This window comes from Streptomyces solincola, assembly GCF_002982015.1.
GTDB classification, from domain to species: domain Bacteria; phylum Actinomycetota; class Actinomycetes; order Streptomycetales; family Streptomycetaceae; genus Streptomyces; species Streptomyces solincola.
The window spans coordinates 1-18823 of sequence record NZ_PVLV01000061.1 but is presented as its reverse complement, the minus strand read 5'-3'; the positions used below and the strand labels follow the sequence as shown (position 1 = coordinate 18823).

Here is an 18823-nt window from a genome sequence, read left to right as displayed (position 1 = left end):
CGATCCCGATGAGGAGCAGGCGGCGGTGGGCGCCGCCCCACCCGATGCCGCCCGTCGCGCCGGTGCCGGTCTTGGGCTTCTGCAGGGGTGGGGCCCGGCCGGCGGGTGGCTGCTGGCCGTGGGGCGGGGGGTAGTTCGGGGGCTGGTTCACGCGTGGCTCCGTGCAGGTGGTGGCGGTGATGCGGAGGAAGCGTGAACGTAGCGCGAACTGATCGTCTGCGTGGTCGGTTCGATGAAGTTGTGGCCCATCCGTGGTCGAAGGCGGACATGCCGCGGCCCCGCCGTCTCGGGGAACGGCGGGGGCGGGGTCAGTGTGCCAGGCGGTCAAGGCGCGGGCCGGGCGTACAGCCTGCCGGACGCCTCCTGGAGGACCTGCCGCATGCGCTCGAAGCCGAGACTGATGGTGTCAGGGCGACGGACAGCTCCATTGTCCGGGCCGCAGATGTCTTGCGCGCCAGCTCGTTCCGCGCCTGCTCACGGGACGGGTAGGAGCGGTAGGCCATCGCGGTCTCCTGACGCGGGCAGGTAGGGCGGATTCGGCACGGACAGGTAGCCGCGGCCTCCGGGCGTGCAAGGGCTGCGCCCCGGTGCCGCGGTCGGCCGGCCGATACCCGGTCGCCGCAGAGCCGAGGAGGTGGATGTCTTCGCTCATGGGGTCGGGGTTGAGGCCGAGGGTGCGGAGCCAGGCAGCCGGCGCGATCCGCCGAAAATCGATCATGCGGCCGAAGGGGAGGGCGCTGCGCCCGTGAAGCGTGCCGGACGTAGTCCGTAACGTCGTCAACCGGTCGAGGACGAACGAGAGGTCACGGGCTCGCCCGACGGCCACCTGCGCCCGCTCCTGATCGGTGGCGACCTGCTCGCACGCCAGGCAGGTGAGCACACGACCACCGGGGAAGGCCCTGCCGACGGCCTCGTAGGCGTGGTCCACGGCGGCGACGACGCACCCGCGGCTCGCCAGGTCGTCCGCCAGCGTCGTGAGCGTGCTGCGGGGCATCGAGAATCCCGGCGAGAGCAGCACCAGCGGGAAGCGGCCGGGCATGGGTCCGTACACCGCTGACGGCATCGGCAGGCACGACACCGGCCGGGCCCCGCGCCTCCAGCAGCAGCCGGGCCTCCTCCCGCGTCATGTACGGCGCCGCGGCGCCCGCCCCGGCACGGGCGGGATAGTGGATCGACACCATCAGCTCCCTGGCGGAGGAGGGCACCCACGGGTCGCGGCGCCGAAGGTCCGACAGGTGCAGGACCTGCGTTCCGACCGCGTACCGGCCCGCAGGTCGCGTCAGTTCGGTCCCCGCTTCCGACGCGCTACGGGCGGAGGAGACGGGCACGGGTGCGGCCGAAGCAACGCCCGCACGGCCCGACGCGAGCAAGAGCAACGATCCGAGCTGGGTGGAGACGGTGGCGCGACATCGGTGCTGCATGAAACGGAACGGTAGACAGCGCCTCACCGCAACTCGCCATTTCCCAGCGGCAGTCGCGTGTACGGATGCGGGAGGGGGCGGATCCGCCTCAGGTCTCATGCCCGAGCCAGATTCACCGCGGGCGCTCCCGCTCGCCGCCGTGGCCGTGGCCATGGCCGTGCCGGGCCGCCGCCGGCGCGATGGCCGCTCTGCCGAGCCGCGGGCGGATGGTCAGCGGGGATCAGTCGTGGCCGCACCACACGTAGGGCGGCCACGAGCTGAGCGTCCGGCTCGCCGTCGGGTTCTCACCGTTTGCCGAGGCAGGAATGACCCTCGTGCCGGAAACGAAGCGGTTCGACTTCGGCACCGCGCCGGCGCAACGGTCCCGGCTTGACGGATCGCGGCGTATCTCGCGTACACCCCGCCGTAGCGTCCCACCAGGTGAACCCGATCGTCCCGCTGAGGTCACTCCAGGTCCAGGCGACGGAGGAAGCCAGCGCCGGCGACGTCCGGTTCCGGATCGACCCCGGAGCCACCCTGCCGCTGGCGACCGGCCACCCGACAGGTTCTCCTGGCGAGGCTGGTGCGTTTGGTGGCCCGCTCGGCGGCCCGCAGCGCGCCGAGTCGGCCGACTGCTGCAGTGCTGGAGGCATCCCGGCACACCGGTGCGAGCGCGGGGATGCTCCGGAGCGGGAGGCCGCTGAGATGGCCTGCCCCGCCGCCCCCGACTGGCCCGGTCCGGGCTGGTCCGACGGTCCTGGCGCCCGCTACGGTGCGGAGGTGTACCCGCCTCGGGCCCTGCGGCTTGCCAGGAGGGCCGTCAGATCGGCGAAGGCGGCACGGACCTCCTGAGGGTTCTCGATCCAGGGGAAGTGTCCCGCGCCCTCGATGGTGCGCCGGAGCACGCGGGGGTGGGTGGAGGCTTCGTCGTCCTGCCAGAGGCCCTGGTCGACGACGTGGTCTTCGGCGCCGCTCACGATCAGGGTGGCCGGTCCGCCGTTGCCGGGCTTCCAGCGGGCTTGGTAGGTGTCGTCGAAGTGCGCGTCGGCCCAGGCGGCCGCGGCGTGGCAGTAGGGCAGGTTCTCGAGGAGTGCGCGGCCCGCGGCGAGCCCGGTCGGGGTGAAGTTCCACTCCGCGGCTGCCAGGGTCAGCGCGCGCAGGGTGTCGTCGTTCGGGTCCTGTGCGTAGGCTTTTGCCGCCCGGCCGAGACCGGGGATGGGATGGGCTTCGGCCCACTGGCTGAAGGTCTGGCGCCATCCGGCGTGCGGGGCGCTGCTGACCAGGCACAGCCCGGCGAGCCGGGCCTCCAGCTCGGGAAGGGCGAGGAGGAACATGCCACCCGTGGAGTGCCCAACCATGACCACGTCGTCGAACGCCTCGACCGCCTCCAGCAGGACATGCGGCCACCGTTCGTAGGGACGGTCCGGCACCTGCGGCACACCGCGGTTGGACCCCTCTCCCGGCAGGTCGACCAACCACGCCGTACCCGGCACCTCTGCCGCGCGCGCCAGGCCGGCCACGGACTGCGAGCCCAGGCCGGGGCCGCCCGGCACGAACAACCAGTTCCAGCCCTCCCTACTCTGCGACGCGCGGCGCAGCCTCACTCCCGACCTGGTCCAACGCTCACCATTCACCACACCGCACCACCTCTCTCCATCAGCAGCTCAACACACGACGTTCAACACACGTCCTACGCGAGGACAAGGCACGACGACAGGCCCGTCCCCTCCCGAATCCTGAACGATTCCGCACCTGGGCGTGCCACCGCACTCGGACAGCGCGGTGAGATCCGTGACGAGCACCCGGACGGCCGGTGGTCTCGGGCCGCTGCCGCCACGGGAAGGTCAGGCGTGTTCGATGAGGAAGAGGGCGGTGGTGCCGGCGGCGAGTGCCTGGAAGACGTGCGGGCGATCACCCGGGTAGAACATGTAGTCGCCGGGGGAGAGGGTCACGGGGGTGTCGGGGTCACCCGCGAGGGCGCTGCCGGTCCCGAGCCAGAGGTGTTCGACCGTGCCGGGGGAGTGGGGGTCGGAGGCACGGACGCTCCCCGGTTCAGCGGTGATCGCGTACGCGTCGCGGCGAGCGTTCGGCGGGCACGCGGCGAGGAGGGTGGCGGTGTAGTCGGCGTGCTCGGAGTGGACCGATCACTCCGGCACCGTACGCGCACTGCTCGCACGGCATCGCCACTCTTCGAACCCCGGCATGGGTCCGCGTCCGCCGACACGTCCTGGGCGGCCCTGCACCGCCAGCAGGCCGCCCACGCATACCCAGGTGCGGCGGGCGCGGTGGGCCTTCACCGGCGGCGTCGCAAGTGCAGCAGGGTGGCCACCACCTCGGGCGGCGCCTTCAGCACGGCTACGGTGTCGGCCGCGCTCGGCTCGGAACAGGGCGATGATGCAGACCAGGGCGGTCAGGACGGCGATCGGCAACACGGTCAGAAGGTCGATCATCATGTGGGGTCCTCCAAGGATCTGACGGAAGAAGGTGTCCCCTCCGGACGTCGATCACCGGGGGCAGCACCGTGCAGGGCCGGCGACCAAGCGATGCAACTCCCGCCCACAGCGGGCAAGCCGTGCAGCAGGGAGGGGCGGCCGCTCACGGCCGCGAGCGCACCGGCTCCTCGGCCCCGTCCGCCAGGCGTTCGACGTGCTGGCAAGCGTGTCAAGCGACTGGGGTATCTCTTCATCAAGGCGGGACCTCTCGGTGGACCAGCCCGGCGCGCCGGGCGAGCAGCGCGGTGGAGGAGCGCCGGCCGAGGCGCGCATCCTCCTCCGCAGGCCTTCGGTGCCGCACCAGGCAACGTTCGGCCTGGTGTGATACCGCTCCCTGCCCGTCGGGTGGTAGGCGGCAACTGCCACAGTTGGGGGATGAGCGAGAATTTTCTGACTCGACACCATGACCAGCTGACTGCGTGGCTGAGAGACGCAGAGGCCGAGAGCCTCGACGCATTCCTCGGCGCACATCACGAGTCCTTCATGCTCGTGACGACAGGTGGAGCGATCCTCGACCTTGAGACGCTGACAGAATCCCTACGCGGTGCGGGCGGCAGCCAGCCTGGTCTGTCGATCGAGGTTGAGGGCGTCACCGGCATCACCCCTGAGGTGTACCGGTTCCTGGAGCGCCACATCGTGGACGGCGCAGTCGTGGATGTGCGGGTGGTGACTGCCGTAATGGAGGACGGGTTGCTGCTCAGCGTGCATGAAACCGCCCGTCGGTAGGGAAGCCTGCTGGCGTCGCGCTTCAGCGCTATCCGACTCGCGTGGCGCTGCAACGCCTCGTCGCCCGAGTCTGCGTGGGAACGGCACGTCACGTCACCACGGGGCAGACGTTGCCGGCTGCGGCACGAGAGAGTCGACTGCCAAGACGTCGGACGAGACGGTCAGCACAGAGGCGGCCGCTGACGGTGGTGAGCGGCCGCCCCTTGCTTCTGCCTGCGTAGTGTGGGAGTGGATGCCGGATGTTTCCGTCGGTCGTAAGCCGGCGGCCCAGGCGAGTCCGTGTGAGGCGAGTGCGGCGAGACGCCCCCGCTGCTTGTCTCGGCGGGTCTTGGTGTTGGACAGCCACACCCCGGACCGGAACTCCGTCCCGTCCTCCGAACGCTCCACGTGCTGCCGGGGGATGATGACCGTCCCGGTCCGGCCCGGTACTGGGCCGGGGCGGCGGTGCCCCGATCGAACGCCCCGGTCGCCACCGCGGACCTGGCAGGGACCGGGGCGGTGCCGGGGGCCCGGCTGCTCGGCCGCCTCGGGCGGGAGTGGTGTGACGCCCAGGTCTTCCCGCTGCTCCCGCTGCTGGGCGGTCGGCCGGTCCAGACCGCGGGCTGTCGCTGCCGCTCTGCCACCGCCCGACGTCCATCCCGTGCACCGCGGCGCCGGGAAGGACGATGGCTTGGCCGTGCTCCTTGCACCGAAGTCCAAGCCGACCGAACACGACCTGCTCCTTTCAACATGGAGTCTGACCAAGCTCGCGGACGCGCGCCGCACGGCGGTAGCGGTGACCAGGCCGCCGGCCTCGGGCTCTCCCAGCACTTGTCGCGCAAGTAGACGATCGCGGCACCCAGGCGCTGGTCCGCGACGCGGTTGACCGGGCGGGTGCCGGTGAACCGAACCGGTCCAGGCAGGTGCAGGCCGGCGAGGTCCATGAAAGAGATGTCCGTCAGGTCCCACCCTTCGGCCCTCCGCGGCATAGCCGCCGAGGGATGCTCCGGCAGGTCGGGGCCGCACGGCCGTGTCCGGCTTCAGCGTCGACCGGCTGGAGGCCGACCACACGGTGGCTCATGAGGCCGGCGCCGCCGACAAGGTCGTCCTGTTGACCGCGCACGCGGGCACCGTGGCCGTCGTCTCCGGCGGCCGCCGCAAGGTCTACGGACCAAGCCAGTCGTCTCTGGCCGCCCAGCCTGGCGAGGCGTACTCCGGTCAGGGCTGTGCCGCCTGCTGCACGGTGGCCATGTTCGACCCGGTGCTGCTGACCGAGGTCGCCGCCACCGGTGCCTGCGGCGGCCAATAGCCGCCGTCACCCACGCCTCACTGCCCCGCACCACCGCGGTCGCGGTCGGGCACCGGCCCGACAGCCGGTCCGCCCGCACCGAGACTCTGCGCCGGGACATGGCCTGCGTCGAGAACAACGCCCACCGTGCCGTCGGCCTGGCCGAGATCGCCGCCGCCGCGTTCGTCACCGAGCGGGCCATCCAGTACGCCTTGCGCCATCAGGTTTCCATCACGCCGCTGGGCTACCTGCGCCGGCTGCGCCTGGAGCGCGTCCGCACCCAGCTGCGGGCGGCTGACCCCCGTACCGCGAACATCGGCGCGATCGCGGCGAGCTGGGGTTCCGTACACCAGGGCCGGTCCGCTGCCGCCTACCGCGAGGTGTACGGCGTCCCGCCCTCGCAGACGCTGCACAGTACTGACCGCTGACCGCGCCGCCAGGTGCAACCCGACCACGAGGCCGAGATGGTCGATACGGGACCTCGACTGCTGAAGCTGCCCGGCCGGCACGTCGGGTGCCCTTGCTGAGCCGGCCCGACCGGAACGCTCGCGGCGCGGATGGAGCTGAAGCCGATCGCTCAGGCCCAGGCACGGGTTGGAGGAGGGGCGGCGGAGGCTTCGGCCCCAGGCGTCGGCCCGCGCCGATACGGTCCTGGCGGTCTGTCGGCCATCATGCGCACTCTCCTGCGGTGAACTGCTCAATCAGAGCGGCCATGGCCCCCGGCCTGCTGTAGTGCGCCGCGTGCGCGGCACCGTTGACCTCGGCCGTCCGCCCGTCGCCGACGATGCCGGCCACCCGCCGGGTCCAGTCTCGGGAGGCGATCGTGTCACCGCTGCCCCGCACGACGAGCGTCGGCGCGACGACACGGGCCAGATGCACCTCGAACGACTCGGCCGCGTCCCGCAGCGCGTGGCGGAAGGAAGCGGCGAAGCGGAAGGGCCCGGTCACCAGGTAGTCCGAGGCCGCCACGGCGAGCAGGCCGGGCGGCTCACGGGGAGCGTCCGCCACCAGCCGCCCGCACTGCCGCAGGCCGGCCGCCCCGGGTTCCAGCGCCGGACCCAGCAGCACGAGGCGCTCCACCAAGGCGGGCTCCCGGGCCGCGAGGGCTGCGACCACCTGGCACCCGACCGAATTGCCCACCAGCAGGCTCGGCCCGAGGGCCAGTTCCCGGTGCCAGCGGCGCAGCGCACCGGCGAGCTCCACCACCTCGGGCGCCCGCCGGGCAGCCGATCGGGAGCGCACATTGCCCGGCAGATCCGGTACCAGCACACTCGCCCCGCGCGCCGCGAGCCGCCTGGCCAGCGGTACGAAGTACCGCCCCGACAGGCCCAGACCGTGCACCAGCACCACGTTCGGCCCACCCGCCCGCGGCGCGGGCCCGAAGCCGCGGGTGAACAGCCCGGCTCGGGTCCACCCTTCCATCCGTTGTCCCATTCAGCCCCCCTTCCCTCCCGCCACGCCGCGAACCCGCGCGGAGCACGCAGGGTGACGCCGCCGTGAAGGCAGCGCAGGCCACCGACCGTCGTGCACGGCCGCTCTCCTCGCCCCCGCGCGCCGCGGGATCGGGCCGCCGGATACGGGCGAGCGGTCCGACCTCACTGCCTTCGCCAGCCCCGACCGCCTCGCCGGTGGTGGGCAGCTGGGCCGGAGGTGGCCAGTCGCCCGTGTCGTTCCGGATGTTGCCGGTGATCAACAGCCGAACAATCGAGGGAGACACGCGCCAGTAACCTCGGGAGTCGATCTCGCCGGCCCGGCTACCTGTATAGACCCGCAGCCCGTGGACCAGGTCCGCAACCGGCTGCGGCGCGGCGGATGACACGCTCGGTCGCGGACGGTTTAGCCTGCGGCGGCGCCGAGTTCATCGCCGCGACCGGCGGCGACCGTCCCGAGGCGTGGTCGTCGGGCTCGCCCCGACCGGCCGGTGCCCATTGTGGGCGCCGGCAGCGTGCTGGTGGGCCCGACACACGGTGGAGTCCACCGAGACCGTCCAGCCGATGTCGCCCCCGATGTCCGCCCCTGCCGGGACCGCGGCGAGAGTCCGACTCCACGTTCCGTCGGCCGCGCCATCCGCAGAAACCGCTTGTGCGCGGTCTGGAAGGGCCCGAGTTCCTCCGGTAGGTCCCGCCCCGGCGAGCCTGTGCAGTACTTCCACGCGATGGCTTCCAGAGTCCGGCGATGGTCAGCCCACCGCCGTCCCCGCGCGGGATCAGGCGGCATCAACGGCTCGATCCGGCCCCACATCGCAGCACTGATCACCAGGCGGACAGACATGTCCGATCAACCGATCGACACATCACAGAGACACGGCCGAGGCGCGCAACCTCCCACGGGCTTCTAGGGCCTGCCCGGCGGATCAGGGACGGCCGACGCCCAGTTGGGATGCGTCATTTAGGCTGCCGACATGACCATAGAAACCCAGCGTAACGAGGCACCCCACTCATCAGACTCGTCCGTCACATTTATCAACGTCTTCGAGATCGACGCCGCCGAGCTCGACGAGTTCGTCGTGAAGTGCGAGCAGCGGGCCCTGCTTATGCGGGACAAGCCGGGCTTCATCGACTCCCGTATGCACAGGGCCCGTTCCTCCAGCTCCCGCTTCCAGCTCGTCAACGTGTCCCACTGGGAGAGCCAGGAGGCATGGGAGGCCGCCACCGCCGACCCTGACTTCGCGTCGCGCACGCAGGCCGCACGAGAGCAGACGAAGCAGCCGATCACACCGAACCCCGGGGTGTACGACGTCGTCGTCGAACTCATCGCCCCTTAGGGCCTGTCCGGCAGGTCATGGGCGGAGCCAGAGTCGGATCGAGGCGACGGTGATGGTGCCGTGGAATACGTAGGCGCGCTTGTCGTATCTCGTGGCCACGGCCCGGGAGTTCTTGAGGCCGTTGATCGTACGCTCGACTTCGTTCCTCCTTTTGTAGATCGTCTTGTCGACACCGGTGGGCCGACCGCCCCTGCTGCCCTGGCTCTGGCGGTTGGCGCGCTGGTTCCTCGGCTCGGGGATGGTGTGCTTGATCTTGCGTCGCCGCAGGTAGCGGCGGTTTCGGCGGGAGGAGTACGCCTTGTCCCCGCCGACATGATCAGGCCCGAGTGCGGGGCCGACCGCCTTCGAGTCGGCCGACCCGGATGCGGTCCATGACGGGGATGAACTGCGGGGCGTCGCTCCCCTGGCCCGGTGTGATCAGCACAGCCAGGGGGCGGCACCCGCCTTCCCCGACACGATGGATTGTGCAGGCAAGGCCGCCCCGGGAGCGTCCGAGTCCCTCATCGGGGCGGTGCTGCCGGGGCGCCGCCGAAGCCGCGGCCGCCGCCGCCCGCGAGGATCGAACCCGGGGGCAGGCGAGCCCGGCTCCGGCATGGGCGCCCGGCACGTGGCCCACACCCACCCCAGACCGCACACGAGCGCCACCGACATCGCGACCAGCATGTCGACGCGCGGCGCCGCAGCGGTGAACCGCACCAGGATCTCCTCGCAGCGGGCCACCAACGGCTACCGCGTCTAACGACGAGCGGGCGGTGGTGCGGGTCCGCAACATCCGCTACCTGCTGGCCGCCGGGCTCACCCTGGACGACGTGCGGGTGTTCCTGCCGTGCCTGGACGGCGATGTGGCCGCCGCACCGCCCTCGGAGAAGGGCCTGCGGGTCGCGTTGGAACGGCTGGCGGTCCTCAACGAACGGATCGCTGCCCAGACCGAGGCCCGCGACCGGCTGGAAGCCCAGATCGGAGAACGAGCGGGTCCATGGCCCACTGCGTGAGCGTGCCGAGAAGGCGAAGGTGGAACCGGCCACCGAGGCGCAGGTGAAGTACCTGACCGCGGGCGGAGAAGGTCGGCAAGGAGCGGTTCGACGTCGAGTTCGCCACGGTGGTTTCGGGCAGCGGTATCACCCCGCGCGCTCCCCGGCAGCGCTGCGCGACGGCTGCAAGGCGGCTGACCAAGGCCAGGGCCCGTAAGCTCATCGCCGCGCTGGTCGACCAGACCGCGGTCTCCCCCTCTGCGCTCCCGCAGTCGTGACGCTGACCGTCGCCTTCCGGCTGGGCAACGACGCCGTGACCCGGCAGGTCACCGTTCTGGTGACGGAGGGCGGCTACCTGCACCGGGCCCAGGGCCGCTACGGGAGGTCTCCCCGCATGTCCAACCCCGAGCCGTCCCCCGCGGTGCACCTGAACTCCATCGCCAGTTCTCGAGGCGAGCACCCACTCGCCCGGCCCATCGCCAATCTGCGCCAGCACCACACTGCGTACACGAACATGGGCTACACCCGCATCCTCATCCCGCCGTCGGTGGTACGGCTGGAGTACGACGAGAGTCGGCCTTTGACCCTGGCGGTGAGCCGCGAACTGTTTGCGGCGTTCATCGGCGCGGGCCCCACCACCCCGCAGTCGCTCGAAGCGGCCATCACCGCCTTCCGAGCCGCGCTCGGCCTGCCTCCCGGCGCGAGCACCCCACCTCTGTGCCCCGCCAGAGTGCGCTCCCGCCCCGGGTTGCCGCGATGCTGCGCGCCCTTGAGGACGGCTCCTCCTTGACTCCGGCGCGCCGGCGTCCCGTCAGCTGGGTGGTGACCGACCAGGGTGTGCGGCTGCACGTCGGGTCGATGGGTGAGGTCCTCGACCGGGCTGCGGTCGTCGAGCTGCAAGCGGCACTGGGCGCGTGGCTGCACCACACGAAAGATCAGGTGCTGTCGGGCGGATCTATCCCCCGGACGGCACCGCCCGCGATGCCGACAGTGGCGAGCGCCTGCCCGCCGACTGACCGCGTGCCGTGCTCGGCCCCGCCCCGAAAGGCGAGCACAGTGGGGGACATGCGCCACCGTCTGCTCCTGGTCCCGCTCGCGATGGCGGCCGCGGTGCTCACCGCGTGCACCACCGTGACGGCCCCGCCCCCTCCGCGCCGGCGGCCGAACCGCCAGCGCCCTACCGGCCCCCGAGCCGCTGCCCGCGCTCGCCCGCGAGGAGCTGGCGACCATCCAGCCCTCACCGGCCGCCCCCCGCGTCGCCCGCGGCTGCGCCGTCCGGCGCCGCAGTCCCCCGCACGGTCCGCCGGTCGGCGGCCGAGGCCCGTGGGCGTCCGCCGGCCCGCCCCGCCCGGCAGCCGCAGGCCGCGCCGCGCCGCTCGACCCAGCGCGCGCAGAAGCCGGCCCGCCGCTGGGTGCCGACGGCCGGCGCCCGGTCCGCCCGGCGGCCCCCCGCTACGTGCGGCCCCGGCCCCGGCCTGCCGCGCCGGGCGGCTTGCGGGACGTCTGTCGCGCTTCGACGGGTGTCGTGGCCCCGGGCATCAGCAGCCTGTGCAGCAGCACCTTCGGCCGGTGAACCCTCCTGGCCGCCGGGCCTGACCGGCGACCGCCGCTGCACCGCGGCCCTGTAGGGCGGAGCTCCCCGAGCCGGGTGACTCGGTTGTTGCCGTCCCAGACCTCGTCCCACCGGCTACCAGGTCTACAACCGCAAGGCCAAGCGCACCGGTCGCCCCGGGGTCTGCCAGCTCAATCCGATCTCGGAGTGGATCTGGTCGCCCCGCATCACCTACGAGCCGGTCGTCAGCCTGGAGGAGTGGGTGGCCGCCCAGGAGGTCAACGCAGGACTCAAGGCGGGAGCCAAACGGTACGTCTCGCTCCAGCGCCTGCGCGCCGCGGTGCAGGAGCCGGGCCTGAGCGTCACGGACGTGCTCAGGGACGGCACGCACGCGCTCTGCATGATCGGCGAGCGGCAGGTCGTCGTGCCGGACCCGGTCCCCGACGCGGTCATCGCGCGGGTCGTCCAGGGGCGGAGCAGTAGCGGGCGGGTACGTTCGCCTCCGGGGCGAGGAGCAGCCGCCTTCCACAGTCGCACTGTCCGCCGGCCAGCACGCGGATGCGGGTGGCGGCACCCGTGGCCCCGTTCGTCAAAAGCAGACGTTCGTGATCGATGGCGTGCCGTGGTGCCACGGTGTCCTGGCTGGTGAAGCAGACTTCGACAACAGTGCAGCCGTACGTGGCTCTCCCGAGCGCGACGTCGCCGCGGCGGTCGGGGTTCCGGTTGCCCGTGTAGCGGCGCTGCGCAGCAGGCGGAAGACCCCGCGGGCGCGCATTCCCAAGACGGGGTAGGCGGCGGCCGGGCCCGCCGCCTACCGTGGCCGTAACCTACCGAGGAGGGCCGATGCGCCGCGACCTCTACTGGGACTGACCCCGCACACCACGGCGCGCCCCTCCCGGCGTTGACGAGGGGCGCGCCTTCCTCCTTCCTCGCGGGGTCCGCCGCGGTCTCCTGCGCCGGTGGCAGCCGTCTTCCTCGGCGGCCGCCTCGCCGAGTTGACTGCCGGAGTGGACCCGGGAGTTCGTGACTCGAGGCTGTGCACAGCCCCACACCGCGTCGGAGCGGGCACACAACCCACCCCTTTCCACTACGGCAGGCTCCGACCCGGAAGCGCTCCATCCGTCTCCGCCCGATGACCGGCCGGAACACGAGGCCCCCCATGGAGCCGCCACACTATGAGCACGCCCCCGCACCCCTTGTCCGCGGCCCCGCCCTGGCCGCACTGCGCACACGGCGCGGCCCCCACCGACCCCGTCGGCTGTCGCGGCATCCTCGTGGCCGGTCACACCACCTGAACGGGTCGGCCCCAGGCGCCAGCATGGACCACCGCGGCACCTCTTTCACCGAGAACCTGCTGACCCGGTTGCTCGCAGCCCTGAGCGACCTCGCCACCGGTAGGCCCCGCATCGGCGACGCACAGTTCGGTGACGCGACCTTCGACGGCGATGCCTGGTTCAACGAGGCGGACTTCACCGGTGACGCCAGGTTCACCAAGACGACCTTCGCAGGTATCGCCTGGTTCCCCCGTGTGATCTTCGCCGGCGACGCCCACTTCGGCGAGGCGGCCTTCACCAGCGGAGCCTGGTTCAGCCAAGCGCGTTTCCTCGACATCACCAGCTTCTCCCGAGGACCTTCGCTCGCACCGCCTGGTTCGACCAGGTGAGCGTCACGCGCGTCGCCTGGTGCGACGAAGTGACCTTCTCGGGCGACACCCATTTCGGTGATGCGGTCTTCACCGGCCACCTCAGGTTCGACAGGGCGCGCTTCGAGACGGCATCGCGTCTGGGGCCGCTGGTGTGCAACTGGGATGTCGTGCTCGACGCTGTGGTGTTCGATCAACCGGTGACAGTGGAGATCGCTGTACGCAACGTGAGCTGCTGGCGGAGTCGGTGGGTCTCGACCGCCGTGCTGCACCTGCGTTACGCCGAGGTGGATCTGGGAGACGCGGTGTGGGAGTACCCCGTGGTGATCGCCGCCCGCCCCGATCCCTTCTCTCGCTCATATGCCCTCGGTTCGCTGTCGGAGGGGGCGTTGTCCGGCCAGGAACCCGGTGTGTGTCTGAGGTCGCTGGGCGGGATTGATGCCGCGCACCTCGCGCTGTACACCTTCGACCTGAGCGTGTGCCGGTTCGCCGGTGCCGTTCACCTCGACCAGCTCCGCGTGGACGGCTGGTGCACCTTCGCCACCGCCCCCGCCGGCCGAGGCTCGCGCTTCCCCTGGCGGTGGAGCCGGCGCAACACTTTGGTCGAGGAGCACCACTGGCGGGTGCGTACTGCCCGCCGCCCCGCGCTGGCGCGCGGCTGGACCACCCCGCTCCAGGACGCACCCGAACTGCCGCCGGCCGCGGTGGCCGCGCTGTACCGGCAGATACGCAAGTCGCTGGAGGACGGCAAGAACGAACCGGACGCCGCCGACTTCTACTACGGCGAGTGCGACATGCGCCGCCACGACACCACCCGCCCCCGAGGCGAGCGAATGCTGCTGAGCGCCTACTGGGCCCTGTCCGGGTACGGGCTGCGCGCCTCCCGGGCGCTGAGATGGCTGGGGCGGTGATGGCCGCCACGATCGCGGTGATGGTGCTGTGGGGCTTGCCCGCCGACGACCCGAAGCCGACCGTCAGCGGGCGTCAGGCCGCCGCCGGGCAGCAGGTCGCCCTCACCACCGACACGCCCGACCCGGTCAACCAGGCCGGCCTGCTGCCCGACCGGGTCACGACCGAACGGTTCGAGAAGGCGCTGCGGGTCGTGATCAACTCGGTGGTCTTCCGCTCCTCCGGCCAGGACCTCACCACCGCCGGCACCTACAGGGAGATGGCCTCTCGCCTTGTCGAACCCATCCTCCTGGGCCTGGCGGTCCTGGCCGTGCGCAGCCGCGTCAAACGCTGACCACTGCCCTGTGACAACGAACCTTGAGCGTGCGCCGACGAAGTTTGATCGGGATGTTGGCATGTGCCGCGGGGGTTGAGCGGGTGATGGTTCAGGTGTCGGCGCCGGCGGAGGTGTGGCGGCCTTCGGGGTGGGAGCCGTGCCAGTCCAGGCAGATGAGGGTGGCGTCGTCGGCAAGGTGTCCGTCGCAGGCGTCGCTGACGGCGGCGGCGAGGATGCGGACCACTTCACGGGGGTGTTCGCCGGTGGTGGCGCTGAGCAGGCCGGGCAGGTCGACCTCGGCGGCTTGGCGTTCCTGCATGCCGTCGGTGTAGAAGAGGAACCGGTCGCCGGGCCGGCAGTCGAGGTCTTGGGCGCGGTAGGGCCGGGGGGACTGGACGCCGAAGGGGGTGTTCACCTCCAGGTCCACCCGGTGGACCTGTCCGTCGCGCAGGCGCAGGGGCCAGGGGTGGCCGGCGTTGACGAGCTGGGCGCCGGAGCCGTCCAGGGCGATGCGGACGAGCTGGCCGGTGGCGAAGACCACGCCCGGGCGGTCCAGTAGGGCCTGGGCGGTCTGGTGGGCCTGTTCGGCCAGGTCCGCGCCGGCGCGGCGGGCGCCGCGGGAGGCGTTGACGGCGAGGGTGGCCAGAAGGGCGGAGTCGGTGTCGTGGCCCATGGCGTCGGTGATCGACAGGTGCAGGGTGTCGTGGTCGAGGGTGTAGTCGTAGGTGTCGCCGGCCACGGTGTCGGCGGGGACGAGCGCGCAGGCGAGGGTGAACTGCGCGGCTTCGCAGGAGGGGGCGGTGGGCAGGAGCTGGCGCTGGATCTCGGCGGCCAGGGTGACGGGGGTGGTGCGCTGGCCCCAGTGGTACAGGTCGGTGAAGCGCCGGTCGGTGACGACGATGTACGCCAGCGCGTGCGCGGCCTCCTCCACCTGCTCCAGCACCTCGTCGGTGACCTCGGGCAGGAACAGCTCCAGCACCCCGATGGTGTCGCCCCGGTTGGTGACCGGGGCCAGCACCCGCTGCCCGGAGCCGCCTCCGTCCTCCTGGACAAGCTTCTGAGTGCGCAGCACCTGGTCGTAGATGCTGCCGGCCAGCGGGATCTGCTCGGCCCCACGGCCCTGCTGGGGGTCCGCCTCCTCGGAGACCCGCACCACCTTCCGGCCGACCACATCGGTGAACAGGAACGACGCGTACCGAGCGCCGAAACGTTCCCGCAGATTCCGCGCCACCACATCGAGCGACGCCACCGGGGAAGCGTCCTCCGCCGCCAGCACCTCCGCCAGCCCGAGCCGATCAGCCCTCATCAGGACCTCCTTAGAGTCCCCACACGCCTTCCCTCCCGCACCGTCCGCCTCACGGACCTCGTCGCCTCGCTCAACCTTCGACGGCACGGACGCGCGACTGATCAAGCTTCGCCGACAACGATCACCCTTCGGTGGCACGGGACACCAGCGCCCCGCCAGGTCGTCGCACCTGTCGCTATTGCCTCAAAAATCGAACAAGGTTTCTAATCGGGGTATGGACGTGCACGACTTCCCTCCCGACCTCCTCCACGCGCAAACCGCCTGGTACGCCGCCTACCGCCGCCTCGCCCTCGTCGAGCCTGCGGCCAGCCCGACCGCCACCCGCCGGGAGCTGCTGGAGCTGTCCGGCCGCATCGCCGCGCACCCCTACTGGGCCGGCCCGGCCGGGACACCCGCGGCCCGAATGGAACTGAAGGAGATCGCCCAAGCGCTAGCCGGAGCCGGGCAGTGATCCCGGGCCCCGCCGACCCAGGGCGGCACCGGGACGACGTCCTGGCCAGCCACCTGGAGCTACCGCCGGACCTGGCGCGCCTGATGGTGATCGAGCGGTGGCTGGAGCTGCACGGGCGTGGGTCCCTTCGAAGATCCAGCAGGATCTTGGTAGCGGGGCTGCGCACGCGGCCGCGGCGTCTTCCGACCGGTTCACCCGGAGGCGCGAATAGTCAGACCACCCTCACTCTCCGTGACGTAGCGTCATTGACTGTCACGCAAGGTGCGTGTGTGAGAGGAGAGAAAACCATGGACCGCACAATGGACGTGAAGCAAGAAGGCTCGGACGCCTGGATCACCACCAAGGTGAAGGCCGACCTGATGACCGATAAGGGGATTCCCGGGGCGGACATCACGGTGGAGACCTCGCAGGGCGTCGTCTCCCTCTCCAGCGACGTCGCGGTGACCGCGCCGCAGAAGGAGCCCCCGTCGCTCCGACGAGTGATGCGGGCGGCAGTCGTTGCCCAACTCCAGCATCTGCCCTCCGCGGAGCCATGCGCAAGCACACGACCACAACACAATGGAATTAATGGAGCGTTAGTCTCCAATTGACGTGCCGTGGAGACGGAAGTCGTAAAGTTGCGCCCAAGCATCCGTAAAGGGTGTGGCAAGCGAACAAGGAAAGCTGATCAATGAAGCGCTCCATAGTGGCATCTGCCCTGATTGTAGCCGCGGTGACCGGTGCCGGTCTCACCGGGACTGCACAGGCACTTCCGTACAACGGTGATGGACAGTCGGATACTGTCGTACAGAAGAGCGAGCCAACCTACACCTTCGCAAAGAGCATGGGACCCAACCCTGGTCTGTACACGGACTTCGCGGACAATTACTGGGTCGGTTCGAATAATCCGCCGTCCGGGTACTTCCTGATCGACCAGCACTGCGCCTACATGTCGGTGCACTGGCTGCGGCACGGACACGACGCCAACGGCCTTCGCTTCGCGAACTTCGACGAGAGCACTCGAATCGACGCGGCTGACCACGTACGAAAGTGGGCCGGGGAAGGCGGCTTGGCGGCACAGGTGGCGTACGCTCGCCAGAGTCTGGGAGGTCATGAGGTCTCGCGGGCGGAAATCAACCACAGTGTCGCCGCGGGCGCATTCGCCGCAGGCACCCAGATCTGGTTCGGCAATTCTCAGCACGCCGAGGCTGCTGTCGTGACTTCTCAGGGCAAGTACCTGATGTACGACCCCAACACCGGGAAGGCGGTCACTCGCGACGCGCAGGGTTTCGCGACCTACGTCGCGCACAAAGACACCTTCGTGGTCAGCGGCTAAGACCAGGGCTGTAGCCAGCGGCGCGGGGACGAGCCCGAATCTTCGGGACCTACTGGCACCAACGCCGAGACCGGAGAACTGACGGGCGGCGTTGGTGTGTCAGTGGGTGGCCGCGTGAGTGTCACTGGTTGTTTGGCCTGGTGGGTGGCTTACTCCGTTGACAGTTGTGCGGTTGTGTTGGTGGCGTGAGTGAGGGGGGTTTCTCCCGGATGGGTCGAGGAGGAGCCGCCGGTACTGCTCGGCGGCGTGTCGGACGCGGGCGTGGCGGACGATGAAGGCCCGAGGCGAGGCCATCGACGCCGGCGGAGCGGTGCTCAAGGCCGTGCTGGAGGGCTGCCGTCATCCATTGCCCCGCTTCACCTGCCCGGACGCAGGCGTATCCGCCTGACTGCTCGCCCTGTCCGCGCGCCGCGTCTCGCCGCTCGTATGCTGCACCGGATCTGCGCCGCGTGCCGCTGACAAACTGGCACTGGACATGCGGGTAACGACCGCGCTCACCCCGCCGTGGAGGGTGGGCGCGGCTACCTAGCTGCGCAGGCCGCTGGTCGGCAGAACTGGGATCCGCCTGTTTGCGCTCGACGTCCACGCCGTAGGCGCCGCCCCAGGCGTCGTAGACCAGGTGCGCGACTGCCTCCGCCACCGCGACCGAGCTTTTCCGGACTACGGAAACGATCAAGGCATATCGCAAAGTAGCGCCCCCGCCTGAGGTGGGGGCGCTACTGAAGCTTCTGAGTCTTCTCAGGCAGTCGGCGTGATGGGAGCTGGCCGGACGACGGCGCAGCATGCGAGGCCGATCAGGAGCATGGCCACGGGGAAGGCCAGGGCCGCTTGGGTGGCGGTGGTGGGGGTGCTGCCGAGGTGGGCCTGGAGGAGGACGCCGGTGGCGGCGCTGCCGACTGCTCCGCCGAGTTGGCGTGTGGTGTTGAAGACTCCGGACGCCGCGCCGATCAGGGAGGGCTCAAGGGTTCGCGTGGCGATTCCGGCGAGCGGGGCCGAGACCAGGCCCACTCCGATGCCCGCCACGAGGAGCGAGGGCATCAGTGCCCAGATGTCGACGCCCGGGTGCAGCAGCAGGGCGAGGGAGCCGGTAGCCACGATCAGCAGGGCGAAGCCCAGGGCTGCAAGGGCTCGGGGGCTGGTGGTGTCGGACCACTTGCCCGCGAAGCGGGCGCACACGGAGGACAGGGCGAACATGGGGACCGTGGCCGCTCCGGCGGCAAGCGGACTGTAACCCAGGTCGCTCTGCAGGTAGATCATCAGGGGGAGGAACAGGCCGCCCATGGCGGCTCCCATGGCCCCGCCCGCCGTGGCGGCTGCGGAGGAGTTCCGGTTGTGGAACAGCCGCAGGGGCAGGAGCGGCTCGCGGGTGTTGCGGTGCCCAGGACGACCACGCCCAGGAGGACGACGGCGGCCAGGAGGGCGGCGGCCAGGGCGACGACCGGCACCGCCCCCAGGGCCAGGACGACGAAGAGGGCCCGGCCTCAAGCCGGTCGGGCCGTACCGGCCTGGACGCCCTGCTGGCGTACGACCAGGAGCCCGACGACCCCGACGCCGCCCGCCCGCATCACTCCGAACCGGCGACCGCGCCCGTGGCCACCATGGACAGCCAAACACCAGGCCGCCATCGATGCCGCACGTGCCGGCCGCCTCTCCGAGGCTGCGGACCTTGCCGCGCTGGGGGAGCGGGCCGACATCCGGGCGTACGGCATCAT

At 71.1% G+C, this 18823-nt stretch carries 16 protein-coding genes and 3 pseudogenes; 12 read left to right on the top strand and 7 right to left on the bottom strand.

The window, feature by feature from the left end; all coding sequences use genetic code 11:
• Nucleotides 1–2167: 2167 nt before the first annotated feature.
• Entirely contained in the window at nucleotides 2168–3034 is an 867-nt protein-coding gene (locus C6N75_RS04535; protein ID WP_181160340.1) for an alpha/beta fold hydrolase, read from the bottom strand.
• Nucleotides 3035–3544: 510 nt separating this feature from the next.
• The gene (locus tag C6N75_RS30450) at nucleotides 3545–3853 is read right to left on the bottom strand and encodes a hypothetical protein (protein WP_181160339.1); all 309 of its coding nucleotides are present in this window, start codon (nucleotides 3851–3853) and stop codon (nucleotides 3545–3547) included.
• Between the two features lie 414 nt (nucleotides 3854–4267).
• On the opposite strand from C6N75_RS30450, the gene C6N75_RS04530 reads away from it, so the two are divergent.
• The 3 genes from C6N75_RS04530 to C6N75_RS04520 all read left to right on the top strand — a co-directional run bounded on the left by C6N75_RS04530 (nucleotide 4268) and on the right by C6N75_RS04520 (nucleotide 6313).
• On the top strand, nucleotides 4268–4618 hold the full coding sequence (locus C6N75_RS04530; protein ID WP_105867530.1) for a hypothetical protein: 351 nt from the start codon (nucleotides 4268–4270) through the stop codon (nucleotides 4616–4618).
• A 1009-nt stretch (nucleotides 4619–5627) separates the two neighbouring features.
• Nucleotides 5628–5906, top strand: a complete 279-nt coding sequence (locus C6N75_RS04525) for a hypothetical protein (protein ID WP_105867529.1) — start codon at nucleotides 5628–5630, stop codon at nucleotides 5904–5906.
• 98 nt (nucleotides 5907–6004) lie between these two features.
• Nucleotides 6005–6313 carry a helix-turn-helix domain-containing protein gene (locus tag C6N75_RS04520; RefSeq protein WP_105867528.1) on the top strand — a complete coding sequence of 103 codons (309 nt, stop codon included), beginning with the start codon at nucleotides 6005–6007 and terminating at the stop codon, nucleotides 6311–6313.
• Between the two features lie 241 nt (nucleotides 6314–6554).
• On the opposite strand, the gene C6N75_RS04515 is transcribed toward C6N75_RS04520, so the two are convergent.
• Both C6N75_RS04515 and C6N75_RS04510 read right to left on the bottom strand, forming a co-directional pair.
• On the bottom strand, nucleotides 6555–7235 hold the full coding sequence (locus C6N75_RS04515) for an alpha/beta fold hydrolase (RefSeq protein ID WP_258177223.1): 681 nt from the start codon (nucleotides 7233–7235) through the stop codon (nucleotides 6555–6557).
• Between the two features lie 527 nt (nucleotides 7236–7762).
• Nucleotides 7763–8156 (bottom strand): annotated as a pseudogene (locus tag C6N75_RS04510) (transposase); the annotation flags it as partial.
• Between the two features lie 130 nt (nucleotides 8157–8286).
• Between C6N75_RS04510 and C6N75_RS04505 the strand changes: the two are divergent.
• Complete coding sequence (locus C6N75_RS04505) at nucleotides 8287–8649, top strand: antibiotic biosynthesis monooxygenase family protein (RefSeq protein ID WP_105867526.1); 363 nt, start codon at nucleotides 8287–8289, stop codon at nucleotides 8647–8649.
• Nucleotides 8650–8664: 15 nt separating this feature from the next.
• Here C6N75_RS04505 and C6N75_RS04500 read toward each other — a convergent pair.
• Nucleotides 8665–9172, bottom strand: a pseudogene (locus C6N75_RS04500) (IS5 family transposase); the annotation flags it as partial.
• A gap of 177 nt (nucleotides 9173–9349) precedes the next feature.
• Here C6N75_RS04500 and C6N75_RS04495 point away from each other — a divergent pair.
• The 5 genes and pseudogenes from C6N75_RS04495 to C6N75_RS31325 all read left to right on the top strand — a co-directional run.
• Nucleotides 9350–9641, top strand: a pseudogene (locus tag C6N75_RS04495) (MerR family DNA-binding protein); the annotation flags it as partial.
• Nucleotides 9642–9894: 253 nt separating this feature from the next.
• Complete coding sequence (locus tag C6N75_RS04485) at nucleotides 9895–10410, top strand: hypothetical protein (RefSeq protein WP_181160338.1); 516 nt, start codon at nucleotides 9895–9897, stop codon at nucleotides 10408–10410.
• 2080 nt (nucleotides 10411–12490) lie between these two features.
• Nucleotides 12491–12835 (top strand): pentapeptide repeat-containing protein, encoded by a 345-nt coding sequence (locus tag C6N75_RS31335; protein ID WP_258177222.1) that lies wholly within the window; start codon nucleotides 12491–12493, stop codon nucleotides 12833–12835.
• The gene (locus C6N75_RS31330) at nucleotides 12832–13725 is read left to right on the top strand and encodes a pentapeptide repeat-containing protein (RefSeq protein WP_258177221.1); all 894 of its coding nucleotides are present in this window, start codon (nucleotides 12832–12834) and stop codon (nucleotides 13723–13725) included. Before C6N75_RS31335 ends, C6N75_RS31330 begins: the two co-directional genes overlap by 4 nt.
• Entirely contained in the window at nucleotides 13725–14057 is a 333-nt protein-coding gene (locus C6N75_RS31325) for a hypothetical protein (protein WP_258177220.1), read from the top strand. Before C6N75_RS31330 ends, C6N75_RS31325 begins: the two co-directional genes overlap by 1 nt.
• Nucleotides 14058–14148: 91 nt before the next feature.
• Here the strand turns inward: C6N75_RS31325 and C6N75_RS04470 are convergent, their stop codons facing one another.
• Nucleotides 14149–15345 carry a PP2C family protein-serine/threonine phosphatase gene (locus C6N75_RS04470; RefSeq protein WP_105867524.1) on the bottom strand — a complete coding sequence of 399 codons (1197 nt, stop codon included), beginning with the start codon at nucleotides 15343–15345 and terminating at the stop codon, nucleotides 14149–14151.
• Nucleotides 15346–15559: 214 nt separating this feature from the next.
• Here C6N75_RS04470 and C6N75_RS04465 point away from each other — a divergent pair, with 214 nt between their 5' ends.
• The 3 genes from C6N75_RS04465 (at nucleotide 15560) to C6N75_RS04455 (ending at nucleotide 17111) form a co-directional block, all read left to right on the top strand.
• A complete protein-coding gene (locus tag C6N75_RS04465; protein ID WP_105867523.1) occupies nucleotides 15560–15796 on the top strand; it encodes a hypothetical protein in 237 nt (78 codons plus the stop codon).
• A 287-nt stretch (nucleotides 15797–16083) separates the two neighbouring features.
• The gene (locus tag C6N75_RS04460; RefSeq protein ID WP_105867522.1) at nucleotides 16084–16386 is read left to right on the top strand and encodes a BON domain-containing protein; all 303 of its coding nucleotides are present in this window, start codon (nucleotides 16084–16086) and stop codon (nucleotides 16384–16386) included.
• A gap of 80 nt (nucleotides 16387–16466) precedes the next feature.
• On the top strand, nucleotides 16467–17111 hold the full coding sequence (locus C6N75_RS04455; RefSeq protein WP_105867521.1) for a hypothetical protein: 645 nt from the start codon (nucleotides 16467–16469) through the stop codon (nucleotides 17109–17111).
• 738 nt (nucleotides 17112–17849) lie between these two features.
• Here the strand turns inward: C6N75_RS04455 and C6N75_RS04450 are convergent.
• Nucleotides 17850–18725 carry an MFS transporter gene (locus C6N75_RS04450; protein WP_258177224.1) on the bottom strand — a complete coding sequence of 292 codons (876 nt, stop codon included), beginning with the start codon at nucleotides 18723–18725 and terminating at the stop codon, nucleotides 17850–17852.
• Nucleotides 18726–18823 lie beyond the last annotated feature (98 nt).